The sequence below is a fragment of the Dysgonomonas mossii genome (assembly GCF_004569505.1).
Taxonomy (GTDB): Bacteria; Bacteroidota; Bacteroidia; order Bacteroidales; family Dysgonomonadaceae; genus Dysgonomonas.
This window is the reverse complement of sequence record NZ_SPPK01000006.1, coordinates 130,675-144,394: the sequence shown is the minus strand read 5'-3', so window position 1 is coordinate 144,394 and position 13,720 is coordinate 130,675. Positions and strand designations below refer to the sequence as shown.

The window sequence follows — 13,720 nt, the reverse complement described above, 5'->3', positions numbered from 1 at the left end:
CATTCTTGTCGGGTTGCTTCCGATAAAGTTATACTAGGGCTTTTTGCATTTGTTATGCATAAATATTGTAGCTGCTTTAGAGTTATCTTCATCAATCTGAAATCGGAATAGTTTATCAAAAGAAGTGTTTTAGCTATGAATAATCTTGTCGTTGATCCGATATTACATAATAGGTTTTCTCGATAACTCATTAATGATTATAAATAGTTTTTGAAATAATAATTATATTTTGTAATATTGCATAACATATTTGTGTATTAGACGAACTATTGAACAATTGCCATTACACAAGTGTTGAAAGAATAAACTAACATCAAAAATATCATCAATTATGTTAAGTAAAAAATTAGAAGCTGCATTAAATGCACAAATCAATGCTGAATTTTGGTCAGCATATTTATATCTGTCTATGGCTGCTTATTTTGCAGCAGACGGAAAACCGGGTTTTGCAAACTGGTTCGAAATCCAGTTTAAGGAAGAACAAGATCACGCAATGAAATTTTTCAAATACGTTACTGATAGAGGCGCAAAAGTAGAATTGAAGCCAATTGAAAAAGTAGATTTGGCTTGGGAATCTCCTCTTCATGCATTTGAAGAAACTTTGAGACATGAAAAGATCGTAACAGGGAGAATCAATGACTTGGTGGCGTTGGCTAAGGAAGAAAAAGACTATGCTACCGAAAGTATGTTGAAATGGTTTGTAGACGAACAAGTAGAGGAAGAGGCTACAGCACAGGGTTATATCGATGCGTTGAAAATGATTAAAGATAACGGTTTTGGAATCTATACAATGGATAAGGAATTGCAATCAAGATCTTATTCTCCAGTAGCAGGTTAAAAGACAATGTCTAAATTATAAATGTAAATCTCTCCGGAATATTCCGGGGAGATTTATTATTTTTACACCATCATAACAATTATCCATTTGATACAAATAGAGCACATATCCAAAACGTATGGAAATCAGGTAGCTTTATCTGATGTGAATTTTTCGATACAGAAAAGTGATATAGTAGGGCTTCTCGGAGTAAATGGTGCGGGAAAATCTACCTTGATGAAAATTCTTGCTGGTGGTATGACTGCCGATATAGGACGGGTGACTTTTTCAGGAGAAGATATTCTTTCTAATCCTTTAGCGGTTAAAAAGCGCATAGGCTACCTCTCGGAAGACAATCCTTTATACGAAGATATGTACGTAAAAGAATATCTGGAGTATGTTGCTGGCATCTACAAAGTAGGGCACGATGCTGTTTCTCGTGTTATTGAAGAAGCCGGACTGGAGAGGGAATACAAGAAAAAAATAAAGGCTCTTTCAAAAGGAAATCGTCAACGAGTTGGTATTGCTCAGGCATTGGTTCATAACCCTGAATTTCTTATCTTGGATGAAGCTACTTCCGGCTTAGATCCGAATCAACGCGAAAGCCTTAATGCTCTTTTTAAGGAACTGTCGAAAGATAAGATGATACTTTTTTCTACTCATATTCTATTTGATGTAAAAGCTATTTGCTCTCGTGTGATCTTTTTAGATAAAGGAAAGTTGCTGATAGATAAAAATATAGATGAAATAGATTCTATAGAAAATACATTTCATACTCTTACAAATGAAAATAATAGCTGACAAAAATATACCCTATCTCAAAGGTGCAGCCGAATATTACGGAGACGTTACTTACCTCGATGGTGCTGCTTTTACCCACGATGCGATCAAAGAGGCTGATGCCTTAATTGTGCGTACTGTTACTCGCTTTGACGAAGCAATACTAAAAAATACGAATGTAAAGCTTATATGCTCCGCTACTATTGGCTATGATCATATCGATACCGATTACTGTGATGCACATGATATCGTTTGGCATAATGCTCCGGGGTGCAATTCCGGTTCAGTGCAGCAATATATAGTTTCTTCATTGATAAGAATCTCCCGTCAGAAAGGTTTTGAGCTCAAAGATAAAACGATAGGTATTGTTGGTGTAGGGAATGTAGGGAAAAAGGTAGCGAAAGCTTGCGAAATGTTAGGTATGAAGGTTCTGCTAAATGACCCACCACGTCAAAAAGCTGAGCAGAGAGATTTATTTGTCAGTCTTGATGAAATAATAGATAAAGCTGATATTATCACTTTCCATACACCCTTAACAAAAGAAGGCGAATATAAGACTTATCATTTAGCAGATACCGAGTTCTTCTCGTCTCTCAAGAGAAAACCGATTATAATAAATTCGGCGAGAGGAGGCATTGTAGATACAGCGGCTATAAAAATAGCTATAGCTAACAACCTTATATCGGGCGCAATTATCGATTGCTGGGAAAAAGAACCCGATATAGACCTTGAATACATGGAGATGGTTGATATTGCCACTCCGCATATAGCAGGTTATTCGGCAGACGGAAAAGCCAACGCAACGCGTATGTCTCTTGAATCTGTTGCCGATTTCTATGGGATGAGCAAAGAGCCGTTATCTCGCATAATAGCGCCTGATCCTGTAAACCCTATAATAGATCTCACAGGACTAAAAAACTCCGATAATTTTCTCTTTGATGCTATATTGCATACATACGACCCTATGTCTGACTTCGAAAGACTAAAAGCATCTCCTGCGACTTTCAAGCAGCAGCGGAATAACTATCCTTTGCGTAGAGAGTATTTTGCTTATAAAATAAATGCTGATATTTTTTCTGATGTGAGGCAATCCCTTCTGGACTTCGGTTTTGCTGAATAATTATAAATTAATGTTCCTGGTTATTTCCTTATTTTACGATTACAAGTTGTTGCTCATTAACTGAATTCCAAGTCTTTCAGCTTCCTCATATTTTTTCTTGTCGAAAGAGTACAAATTGGGCGATTTGTGAGCTCCTACTTTCCGTGTTTCATTCAATGCTTTTATAAAGCCAATAGAGAGCATTTTGCGCTGGAAATTTCTACGGTCTAGTTCTCTTCCTAATATTGCCTCATAGATACTTCTTAATTCGGGCATTGTGAATTTTTCGGGTAAAAGTTCGTAACCGATAGGTATGAATCCAATTTGTTTGCGGAGGGTAGAGAGAGCGGTTTCAAAAATAATCTTATGTTCCGGGTGTAAATCTGAGATATTATTTATTTCGAACCATTCGATATGTTCAGTATCGTTATCTTCGACGAGTTGTGCATCTCCTGATTTGATAAGGGCAAAATAGGCCAGACTAATTTCACTAAGTATTTCGGGGTTTTCGTTTTCTTCTTGTTTTTTATCTTTTCTCCCAAAGAATGAGAACTGCTTCAGATAGGTATCGCTTAACCCTGTTTTTGCTTTTAAGATCCGGCGTGCCGTTTCATCCGGTATTTCATCTCTTGTTATAAGCCCTCCGGGAAGCATCCATTTTTCGCCGACACTGGGTTTGCATAGTAAAACTTTGAGGCTTCCTGAGTGAAATCCGAATATTGTACAATCGACCGAGATATTAAGATTGAAAATATCCTTTTCTTTTCTCTGAGGCTCGGCAGTAGATTTTTCTTTTTTCATAAAAATTAGAGTTATTGTAGCTTTGTGTTGTAAGTGTTTGTGCTGTCTTTTTTATTATCCAGATAATAGATGTGAAATTCGGCTTTCTCTTTAGCTGTTTTAAGGCTATCGAGCTGCAACATCATTACTGATAACTGATACGATTTGGAAATCGCCGACTTTACCTGTTGCGATAAAGTATATGTATACCTTCCTTGTCCATCTAAAGTGACCGATAAAGGATTATTGGTATTTGAGAAAATGAACTTTGCAATTCCATTTTCCTTACTACCTGAGAATCGGATTACTTCATACGTTTTGCCCATGTTTGAGAAGCGATAGTTCAAACCATCGTCGTTTACAGGTATAGACTCTGCGAATGAGCCATCTTTTGACAAAATCTTTATCTTATTATGTTTTTGTCCGCCAATAAATACACTTTCAATATATAACTGTCCATTTTCTTCTACTCCCGAACGAAGAGTTGTAGATGTAATAGATGAGGTTACACTCTCTTTTGGAATATAGCTTCCTGTTTCTTGGTATTGCTTGTTTTGTTGAAAGCTAAACTTCGTTTTCTCTTGTTCTACTTTGGGTTCAAAAGAAGATATAAGCGAATCGCATTGCGCTATTATTTGCTCGTTCTCTCCTCTGCGAATCGAGTCTAACAGCAAGATCCCTGCCTGTAATTGTGGAAAAGCTTTCGGGTGATTTGCTTTCAGGCTATCAAGAGTCTGTTTAGCTAAAGCGTATTCAGCCTGCGAATAAAGCTGTCGGGCTGTATTTAATTGTCTTTGTGCTTCTTCGTTTTCAGATGTACAAGCGAATAGTAAAAATGACAAAAGTATAAATATACTTCTATAATAAGTTTTCATTGGACTACACTCTGTATAAGTATTCTGGGAAATTGTACTCATGTAATTTTAGGCTAAATTACAAATTAATTTTTAATTTAACATTACTATTGCCTAATAATTGTCTATATTACACTATACGGTATTGGTATCCACCTATTTGATAGTGATAAAGCTATTTATGTTTTAGTCTGAAAATACTATGCCGCTGAGTGTTTGGAGTCTAGTCCGTTATGGGATATGTGTTTTTTTATTTCTTTACTCTTGTCAGTTCATGTTTGAGCATATAGTTAGCAGTTTGAAACATGGCTGCTGAATATAAGTTCATGCTATCTGCTTTCTGTTTGAATTGAGAAAGAACATTCTCGCTACTATTTTCACTATATTCATATAACCCATCTATCTTCGATTTGAAGTTATAAGTATAAAAGTATTTATCATCGATACATCCAAGCGCATTATCAGAAGAGAAAAACATATACGGACGTTTTGTCTTGAACATGTCTACCCCAAAAGTATTATTCATGTACGAACGGTCTAGTAAACCCATAATGGTAGGGAATACATCAACTTGTCCTCCCGGATTGGAAACCGTTGTGGGCATATCTGTAAACGCCGGAGAGTATATGATCAGTGGGATATGGTTTAGCGAAAGAGGCATTTCATAGGTTTGTGTGCCCACTATTTTTCCATGGTCTCCAAGCAGTACAAATATTGTGTTTTTAAACCAGCTTTGTTTTTCTGCATCAGTAAAAAATTGTCGTATAGCATCATCTGCAAATGCTACTATTTGGAATTCGGGTTTTGTGCTTACATTTTCAAATTTTTCAGGTACAATATATGGAGGATGATTGCTCACTGTGAGTATTGTTGCAAAAAAAGGAGATGACGTCGGAGCCTTTTCATTTATTTTGTTCAGCGAATAACTGAGTAGAAAATCATCTGCAACACCAAAGCTGTTTTTTCGCATTTTGGGTGGATAGTTTTCTTGAGAATATATTTCTTCAAATCCATTTTCCAATAAGAAAGCATTCATATTGTCATACTGGGACTCGTGCGGCATGAAGAACATCGTTTTGTAATTTTGCTCTTGTAACGTATTTGGCAACCCCTGGCATAAAGGGATTGTTACATTTTTCATCATGTTCTTATCAAACAAGGCCGGTAGTCCGTACAGTGTGGCTAAGATGCCATGATTGGTATGTGTGCCGGCTGAATAAAAATGATCGAAATAATATGATTTCTTTATAAGCTGGTTGAGAAATGGAGTTATTTCTTTTCCGTTTTCTGTGACTTTTAGCAGATCGGCAGACATCGATTCCATGAGTATGACGACGATATTCATCTCTTTTGCCGGACTTTCTGCTTTAATATATCGGGCAATAGGCGACTTTTGCTCATCAGCCGGATTTAGTCCGAAAAACTTCTGTGTATATGAAATAGCGTCTTTTTCTGAAATAACATTGTCTATGCTATGATGAGTTTTCGATGATTCGATAACATCCCGCAAGAAATAAAAAGAAGGGTTTATGCCCAACTGATTTAAGAATGAATTGTTGCAAAAGTAAGCTTGGCTTGTTTTTATCGGATTGTATCCGAAACGCCCCCTGATACCCAATATGCATAGTATGGCAAGGATAATACAAGTGGGAATGTAAATGAAATATTCTTTTCCTTTTATATTTTCTTGCTGTAGTTTTAAAAGCCTTTTGCTCAATTTGAAAATCAGATATCCAAAAGCGATGACTACCAGAAGAAAAACACCCATATATATGTAATATGATGTTTCTTCGAATATCATTTTGGCAGTTGTACTGCTTTCTTCATTCCAATTGAAGATAGAACTGTTCAGATGTTTGAAGAAATAAGCGAAGTAAGGAATGTCTGCAAAACCAATCGCAAAAACCACTGTATAGATCAGTATATAGTATACATTGAATGAACTGAACGTAATTTTATTTACTTTATTAAAAAGACCCAGAATGCAAATAACTACGAGTGGTAATGCTGAGATGTAGCATGCTATAACATTGTCGAACCAAATACCTCGGAGCAAAGCTGAGAAAATCCAACTGGCTTTTGAGGTTACACTTTCTATATGTTGCAGATTTGTGAGTAATAATAAGGTACGTTGCAGTGACATTATGATTAATGCCATTATATGTATCGACAATACATATAGAATGCTTATTTTGATTTTTTTCATCGGAATACATACAGAAGCTGTTTAAAAGCAAACACTATGAGGTGTAATTGCCTTATTAAACAGCTTCTTATCTTTGTATATTAGTTAAGTTCTATCAAACAGGAATAGTATTCTACCAAGCAAATAATGGATAATCTTTCATTATTCCATTTACTTTCTCACGTACAGCTTTTATTACTTTTCCGTCTTCCGGATTAGAAAGAACTGTATCTATCAATTCCACTATTTCTCCCATCAAAGGCTCCTTTGCTCCACGTGTAGTGATTGCCGGAGTACCGAATCGAAGACCTGATGTAAGGAATGGACTGCGACTATCGAACGGAACCATATTCTTATTGGTGGTGATATCGGCTTCTACAAGAACTTTTTCGGCAAGCTTTCCTGTCAGTTCAGGGAATTTTGGACGCAAATCTATAAGCATAGAGTGATTGTCTGTTCCTCCTGATACTACTTTGTAGCCTTTATCCATAAAAGCTTGAGCCATAACAGCCGCATTCTTTTTCACTTGAGCCTGATAAACTTTGTATGAAGGATCGAGAGCTTCGCCAAATGATACCGCTTTAGCTGCAATCACATGCTCTAGCGGCCCGCCTTGAATACCCGGGAATACTGCCGAGTCTAGCAATGCAGACATCATGCGTACTTCTCCTTTCGGAGTTTTCTTGCCCCAAGGATTTTCAAAGTCTTTGCCTAGCATAATTGCACCACCACGTGGTCCACGCAATGTTTTGTGAGTTGTTGTAGTCACAATGTGTGCGTGAGGAAGAGGATTGTTAAGCAATCCTGCTGCAACCAGTCCTGCCGGGTGAGCCATATCTACCATAAATATAGCACCTATTTCGTCGGCTATTTTGCGGATACGTGCATAATCCCAGTCGCGAGAATAGGCCGATGCTCCGGCGATGATAATTTTAGGTTTCTCTGTACGGGCAACTTCTTCCATTTGCTCGTAGTCTACTTGCTCTGTCTCTTGTTTTACATTGTATTCCAATGCATGAAACATCAATCCTGAGAAGTTGACAGGCGAACCATGTGATAAGTGTCCTCCGTGTGAAAGGTTCAGTCCAAGGAATTTATCTCCGGCCTGCATACAAGCAAGGAATACTGCTGCATTTGCCTGAGCTCCCGAGTGTGGTTGTACGTTAGCCCACTCCGCTCCGAATATTTCTTTTAGCCTATCTATAGCTAGCTGTTCGCTAAGGTCTACAATTTCGCATCCCCCATAATATCTTTTGCCCGGATACCCTTCTGCATATTTGTTTGTTAAGCATGATCCCATAGCCTCCATTACTTGTTCACTGACAAAGTTTTCAGAGGCGATAAGTTCAATCCCTTTCAGTTGTCGTTGATACTCTTTTTCAATAATATCAAAAATGGCTGTGTCTCTTTTCATAAACTGATAAAATTATGAGGTAAATAAATCATCGAGCAAAGGTAACTATTTTAGTAATTTATATCGTAGTCTTTTCTTTAATTATTTTCTTGATGTAAAAGCTAGTTTGTATCTTAGATGCAGAAAATATATAATTTTTCGGAGGAAGATTTTTCCTTTAAGGAAATGGATAAAAATATTGTCTCTGTGTATATCGCATATAAGAAATATTAAACTTTATCTATATATACTGGTGTTTTTGCAAAGAGAAAAGTGACACTTAAAAACATACAAATAACTGTCACCTTTGTCACCTTTTGGTGAGATATATGTTGGTAAGTTGTTTAAAATCAAATATAATAGGCGTATAAAGCGTTAGGTGTATAATAAAGCATATATTGAATGAAATTATTCGAAAATAATAAAATACTATTCAGGTATCTGTTTGTAGTCATTGCTCTTCTTATTGTGGTGGCATCTCTTATCGTGTCACATTTTTTGGTCGAGAATCTGTCGAAAGAAGAGAGAAATAAAATTGAGATTTGGGCTGAGGCTACAAAAGAAATGGCTAGCAATGCTGAAAATATGAATATGAATCTGGTTGCTCAGATACTGAAAAGTAATACGACGATACCTGTTATACTATACGATAAAAAAGAGAATTTTTATACTTCGGCAAACATTGATCTCCCCGAGCTTGACGATCAGATTTTTCTGAAGCAAAGAGCAGAATCTTTTAAGAAAAGACATGAGCCGATCATCATTGAAGCTGAGGGGTTCGATCAGTACATATATTATGATGATTCGTATACGTTAAAACAATTGCAGCTATATCCTTATGTTCAATTGGGTGTGCTGTTTATATTTATGATTACAGCTTTCTTCGCTCTGTTTACTACTATGAGAATGGAGCAGGATCGTCTGTGGGTAGGGTTGTCTAAAGAGACTGCTCATCAGTTAGGGACGCCTATTTCTTCTTTGTTGGCATGGCTGGAATATCTGAAACTCAAAGAAACGGATCAGTCTATTGTAAGAGATATGGAGAAAGATGTAGACCGACTGCAAATGATTACGGATCGGTTTTCTAAAATAGGTTCGGTTCCTGCCTTAGAATCTCAAAATATGGTAGATATAATTCATCGGTCGATTGCTTATCTCGAAAAGCGGATATCAAAGAAAGTTGTTTTTGTTGTCGAGCTGTCAGATAAGCTTCTCTATGCACAGGTGAACGAGCCATTGCTAAGCTGGGTAATAGAAAATCTTACCAAAAATGCCGTTGATGCTATGAGCGGACAAGGGCAAATAATATATCGGCTTTCTGAAAAAGGGAAGTTTGTATCCCTCGATATACAAGATACAGGGAAGGGAATTCCCAAATCTAAGTTCAGAACTATTTTCAATCCCGGTTATACAACAAAATCTAGAGGCTGGGGGCTCGGACTCTCATTGGCGAAGCGTATCATTGAGTCTTATCACAAGGGGCGGATTTATGTCAAAACATCAGAAATCGGTGTGGGGACAACATTCTGTATTGAGTTAAAAAAGGCTGAATAGTGTCATCCGGACAACTTTTTAACTGTTAAATCGGATAATTTTCTTATTTTTGTCGCAATTCAATTTATTTTTAATAATTCTATAAAGACTGATGACTAAATTCTCAAAAGCCTTTTGGGTCGCCAACACAGTTGAGCTGTTGGAGCGGCTAGCGTATTATGCAATTTTTATTTCATTAACCTTATATCTATCCAATGTATGGGGTTTCAATGATGTTGAGGCCGGTATTATCGCCGGTTCGTTTTCTGCATTGTTGTATTTCTTACCCACATTTGTTGGTGCATATTCCGATAGAATCGGTTTCCGTAAAGCTATAATGGTTGCCTTTGCTCTTCTTACCGTCGGGTATTTCGGGCTGGGCTTAGTGCCTACTCTTTTGGAGAGTGCGGGGCTTGTTCAATATGGTGCTGCCAATGCAGTAGGACTAGAGTCCGGCGCTAAAGATAGCGGACTGGTAATAGAAACTTTCCGTTCCTTTTTTACCTCTTTAGGAGTCGGTAACTTTGACAGATACACTACGTTTACAGGTCTCAGAGAAAGTATGCAACAATGGACAATTGTTCCTATACTGTTGCTGATTGTTGTGGGTGGAGCTTTTATAAAATCAGTGATTTCGGGTACTGTGGCTAAAGAAACGACTACCGAAACTCGAGCAAGAGGTTTTGCTATTTTCTATATGATGGTGAATATCGGAGCTTTTACAGGTAAGACTGTAGTCGATCCGCTTCGCAAAAGTATTGGAGATCAAGGGTTGGTATATTTGAACTATTTCTCGGGAACGATGACTTTAATTGCTCTTGTTATTGTTTTCTTTATGTATAAGTCGACACAAACGGCAGGACAAGGTAAGAGCCTTTCGGAGATATGGCAAGCCTTGATAAAGGTGTGTAAGAACGGACGCCTTGTTGCTTTGATACTTATCACCAGCGGTTTCTGGATTGTACAGCAGCAGATGTATGCCTCTATGCCTAAATATGTAATCCGTATGGTAGGAGCCGATGCTTCTCCGGGATGGATTGCTAACGTAAATCCTTTCTTTGTCTTCCTGTTGGTAAACCTGATTACCACGATAATGAAAAAGCGCTCGCCGTTATCGTCTATCATGGTAGGTATGTTTATTATACCTTTCTCAGCACTGATCATGTCCTTTGGAAATATAATGGGTGGTGAACCTATTTCTGTATTTGGACTGACGACCATACATCCTGTAACGCTTACCCTTATTGTGGGTATCGCTTTTCAGGCCATAGCTGAATGTTTTATTTCTCCTCGTTTTCTCGAATACTTCTCATTACAATCGCCTAAAGGAGAAGAGGGGCTTTATCTTGGGTTCAGCCATTTACATTCATTCGTTTCCTCGTTGGTCAGCTTTATTGTTGCCGGTTTCTTATTGGAAAGATTTTGTCCCGATCCACTGTCGGAGCGCTTTGCCAATTCTACCAACTTTGCCGCTGATTATGCGGCAGCTACTGCCAACGCTCATTACCTTTGGTATGTATTTTTTGCCATAGGGCTAGTTTCGGCCATTGCTTTGGTTATTTACGGCATAGTCGTGAGACGAATAGATGCAAAGAAAGTGATAGAATAATTTATAGATAGTGAAAATATCAGAATCCTCAGAAGCATTTTTTCTGGGGATTTTTTTGTTAAAAACTCTATTTTATCATATTTTATATAAAAAAGTGTGATTGTTCGATATTACATGTATTTTTACAGGATTATAAAGATATCATCAACTTAACAAGAATCTTATGGAAGGCTTTCTGATATTATTAGTTATCATTATTTTTATCGTTATAGTTGTATTTCCAATTATCATATATGTAAAAGTAAGTTCTATTCGGAACGATATTGAATATTTGAACAATAGTTTCAATGACCTTAACTTCAGACTAACAAGTTTTTTCAAAGAAGCTGGTTCTCTCGAAGCTGTAAAAGAAAGGTTTGAATCAATTGATGAACTATCGGCTATAGAGAACGTAAAACAAACAAATGCAGAAATCAAGGAGCCGGAGGTGGTAGAAGAAGCTCCTCTTTCTGATATTCATGTAGCTGCGTTCAAGCAAAAGATGACTGATAACGAGCCTGTTGAGGGGATTGTATCAGTAGTCGATGAACTGAAAGAACAAACTGTTCCTTCGATTGCAGCCTCTATTAGTCATGAAAAAGAAGATGTTAGAGAGGGGATACTTCAACCATCCGAATCAGCTCCTATAAAGGAGGCTATAGAGCCTGAACGAAACTTTATAGAAAGATTGCTTGGTGAAAACTGGCTGAGCAAAATAGGAATTGTAACTTTGGTATTGGGTATTGCCTTCTTTGTGAAGTATGCTATAGACCGAGATTGGATCAACGAAATTGGACGTGTAGGTATAGGGTTACTTACCGGAGGTATAATCATTGGTATAGCTCATAAGCTCAAAAAACAATACCATGTTTTTTCTTCGATACTGGTAGGCGGTGGTATTTCAGTCTTTTATATTACAATTACACTGGCATTCAGAGAATATGAATTGTTTAGCCAACCCATTGCTTTTGTATTGCTTATAGCCATAACAGTTTTCTCCGTTATTCTCTCACTCTTATATGACCGTAAAGAATTAGCCATATTTTCCTTGCTTGGTGGATTTGCATCACCACTGATGATAAGTACAGGAGCAGGAAATTATATTGTATTGTTCTCTTATATATTTATTCTGAATACAGGTATGCTTGTCATTTCTTTTGCTAAGAACTGGCGTCTTATAGGTATTATGTGTTATATGCTTACTTTGGGATTCTTTTGGAGTTGGTTGTTAACCGCTTATCGAAATCAAAGTTTAGTACTTGTTACTCTGTTTACTGTATTGTTTTTCGTGCAGTTTTATCTATTGGCTATAATAGATCACCTGAGGACAGAAAAAAAGGTTACGACCTATCAGAGTTTTCTTATATTATCCAATAACCTGTTTGTATTCCTTGCCTGTTTATATGTGTGGAATCAATGTCAATACGATGTAAGGGGGCTGATAACAATAGCTTTGGCGGTGTTAAATGCAATTGTTATGTTTACCTTATTCCGACGTAGCGAAGTGGATCGGAACCTCATATATCTGATTATAGCTGTAGTGATGACTTTTGTCAGTCTCGCTATTCCGATACAGCTCAATGGACATGTTATTACCATGTTTTGGGCTGCTGAGGCTGTTGTCTTGTTATTGCTGTGGCGTAGATCACGCATTAATGTGTTTTGGTTCGGCTTTGGCGTTATCTGTTTGCTGACTGTAATATCTTATGTGATGGATGTTCACGAAACTTATTCTTACGATTCCGAATTACCAATATTGGTGAATAGGATATTTATCACAGGAATAGTGGTAATAGTTGCTTCTGTCATTTGTTTGTTTATCTTGAGAAAAGAAGATCCTGATATGGAAATCGAAATACGAGGATTTGATTTATTATCCGTCGGTGCTGTAGTCAATGTATTTAAATATGTTCTTATTACCTTGGCTTATGTAATGCCATTCCTAGAGTTAAATTATCAATTAGAACGTTTTACGGATGTTGAGTTTTACTCGAGCTTTAGGTATTTGTGCATGGCTACGTATACCGCATTGTATGTCGCATTATTGGCTTTTATATACAGGAAAAAAGCGTCGGCAGCTTTTACTTATGTTTTACTGCTTGCTTCTATGATTTGTTATGGCGCTTTCTATTCATATATGGCTATAGACCTGCGCTTCGATATATTTTCTTCCGGAATGTATAGTACAGTTCACTTTCTGATACACTATCTATCGCTGCCGGCGGTTATATATATAGCTTACCTGCTTGTGAGAAACATAAAATCATTGCCTCAAGAATGGTTCTCTTCTATATGCTGGGTGTTGGTTGTCTTGTGTGTAGTGATATTAAGTATAGAAACCGATCATATCATCATCGCATTGCTTGGGAATGCAGAGAGTTATGACTTCTTACTGTATGACGTCCATACCTTTGGCTATCCTATCTTATGGGGTATTTTAGCAATGATTTTGATGATATGGGGCTTGAATATCAAAGAGGTATTGTTGCGTAAAATATCACTGATATTCTTTGGTATTATTATACTCAAGTTTTACGCTTACGATGTGTGGCATATGTCACAGGCCGGCCGGATCGTATCGTTTATTATTTTAGGGGTTATCCTGCTGTCGGTATCCTTCTTGCAACAGAAGATAAAGATATTGGTAAAAGCTGATGGAGTAGAAAAAATTGAAGAAAATAAGGAATAAAA

General features: G+C 37.1%; 10 protein-coding genes. 6 read left to right on the top strand and 4 right to left on the bottom strand.

Going from position 1 to position 13,720, the window contains the following annotated elements:
- Nucleotides 1–331: 331 nt before the first annotated feature.
- The 3 genes from E4T88_RS15790 (at nucleotide 332) to pdxB (ending at nucleotide 2,717) form a co-directional block, all read left to right on the top strand.
- Nucleotides 332–838, top strand: a complete 507-nt coding sequence (locus E4T88_RS15790; RefSeq protein WP_135107132.1) for a ferritin — start codon at nucleotides 332–334, stop codon at nucleotides 836–838.
- A gap of 87 nt (nucleotides 839–925) precedes the next feature.
- Entirely contained in the window at nucleotides 926–1,618 is a 693-nt protein-coding gene (locus E4T88_RS15785; RefSeq protein ID WP_135107130.1) for an ABC transporter ATP-binding protein, read from the top strand.
- A complete protein-coding gene (pdxB, locus tag E4T88_RS15780; protein WP_135107128.1) occupies nucleotides 1,602–2,717 on the top strand; it encodes a 4-phosphoerythronate dehydrogenase PdxB in 1,116 nt (371 codons plus the stop codon). Before E4T88_RS15785 ends, pdxB begins: the two co-directional genes overlap by 17 nt.
- 39 nt (nucleotides 2,718–2,756) lie before the next feature.
- Here pdxB and E4T88_RS15775 read toward each other — a convergent pair whose 3' ends face one another.
- The 4 genes from E4T88_RS15775 to glyA form a co-directional block, all read right to left on the bottom strand.
- Nucleotides 2,757–3,497, bottom strand: coding sequence for an NUDIX hydrolase (locus E4T88_RS15775; protein ID WP_135107126.1), 741 nt, complete (start codon nucleotides 3,495–3,497; stop codon nucleotides 2,757–2,759).
- Between the two features lie 11 nt (nucleotides 3,498–3,508).
- Complete coding sequence (locus tag E4T88_RS15770; RefSeq protein ID WP_228093968.1) at nucleotides 3,509–4,351, bottom strand: hypothetical protein; 843 nt, start codon at nucleotides 4,349–4,351, stop codon at nucleotides 3,509–3,511.
- Nucleotides 4,352–4,580: 229 nt separating this feature from the next.
- Nucleotides 4,581–6,488: an LTA synthase family protein gene (locus E4T88_RS15765; RefSeq protein WP_260393716.1), complete on the bottom strand. Its 1,908-nt coding sequence runs from the start codon at nucleotides 6,486–6,488 to the stop codon at nucleotides 4,581–4,583.
- A gap of 160 nt (nucleotides 6,489–6,648) precedes the next feature.
- Nucleotides 6,649–7,929 (bottom strand): serine hydroxymethyltransferase, encoded by a 1,281-nt coding sequence (gene glyA, locus E4T88_RS15760; RefSeq protein WP_135107120.1) that lies wholly within the window; start codon nucleotides 7,927–7,929, stop codon nucleotides 6,649–6,651.
- 381 nt (nucleotides 7,930–8,310) lie between these two features.
- Here glyA and E4T88_RS15755 point away from each other — a divergent pair, with 381 nt between their 5' ends.
- The 3 genes from E4T88_RS15755 to E4T88_RS15745 all read left to right on the top strand — a co-directional run bounded on the left by E4T88_RS15755 (nucleotide 8,311) and on the right by E4T88_RS15745 (nucleotide 13,718).
- A complete protein-coding gene (locus E4T88_RS15755; RefSeq protein WP_135107118.1) occupies nucleotides 8,311–9,462 on the top strand; it encodes a sensor histidine kinase in 1,152 nt (383 codons plus the stop codon).
- Between the two features lie 91 nt (nucleotides 9,463–9,553).
- On the top strand, nucleotides 9,554–11,050 hold the full coding sequence (locus tag E4T88_RS15750; protein ID WP_135107116.1) for a POT-type proton-dependent oligopeptide transporter: 1,497 nt from the start codon (nucleotides 9,554–9,556) through the stop codon (nucleotides 11,048–11,050).
- Nucleotides 11,051–11,213: 163 nt separating this feature from the next.
- On the top strand, nucleotides 11,214–13,718 hold the full coding sequence (locus E4T88_RS15745) for a DUF2339 domain-containing protein (RefSeq protein ID WP_135107114.1): 2,505 nt from the start codon (nucleotides 11,214–11,216) through the stop codon (nucleotides 13,716–13,718).
- The last annotated feature ends 2 nt before the right edge of the window (nucleotides 13,719–13,720 follow it).

What these genes read in the sequence shown, in the direction of transcription:
- E4T88_RS15790 (WP_135107132.1), top strand. Translation starts at nt 332, where the DNA reads ATGTTAAGTAAAAAATTAGAAGCTGCATTAAATGCACAAATCAATGCT.
- E4T88_RS15775 (WP_135107126.1), bottom strand. Translation starts at nt 3,497, where the DNA reads ATGAAAAAAGAAAAATCTACTGCCGAGCCTCAGAGAAAAGAAAAGGAT.
- E4T88_RS15750 (WP_135107116.1), top strand. Translation starts at nt 9,554, where the DNA reads ATGACTAAATTCTCAAAAGCCTTTTGGGTCGCCAACACAGTTGAGCTG.
- E4T88_RS15755 (WP_135107118.1), top strand. Translation starts at nt 8,311, where the DNA reads ATGAAATTATTCGAAAATAATAAAATACTATTCAGGTATCTGTTTGTA.
- glyA (WP_135107120.1), bottom strand. Translation starts at nt 7,929, where the DNA reads ATGAAAAGAGACACAGCCATTTTTGATATTATTGAAAAAGAGTATCAA.
- pdxB (WP_135107128.1), top strand. Translation starts at nt 1,602, where the DNA reads ATGAAAATAATAGCTGACAAAAATATACCCTATCTCAAAGGTGCAGCC.
- E4T88_RS15745 (WP_135107114.1), top strand. Translation starts at nt 11,214, where the DNA reads ATGGAAGGCTTTCTGATATTATTAGTTATCATTATTTTTATCGTTATA.
- E4T88_RS15765 (WP_260393716.1), bottom strand. Translation starts at nt 6,488, where the DNA reads ATGGCATTAATCATAATGTCACTGCAACGTACCTTATTATTACTCACA.
- E4T88_RS15770 (WP_228093968.1), bottom strand. Translation starts at nt 4,351, where the DNA reads ATGAAAACTTATTATAGAAGTATATTTATACTTTTGTCATTTTTACTA.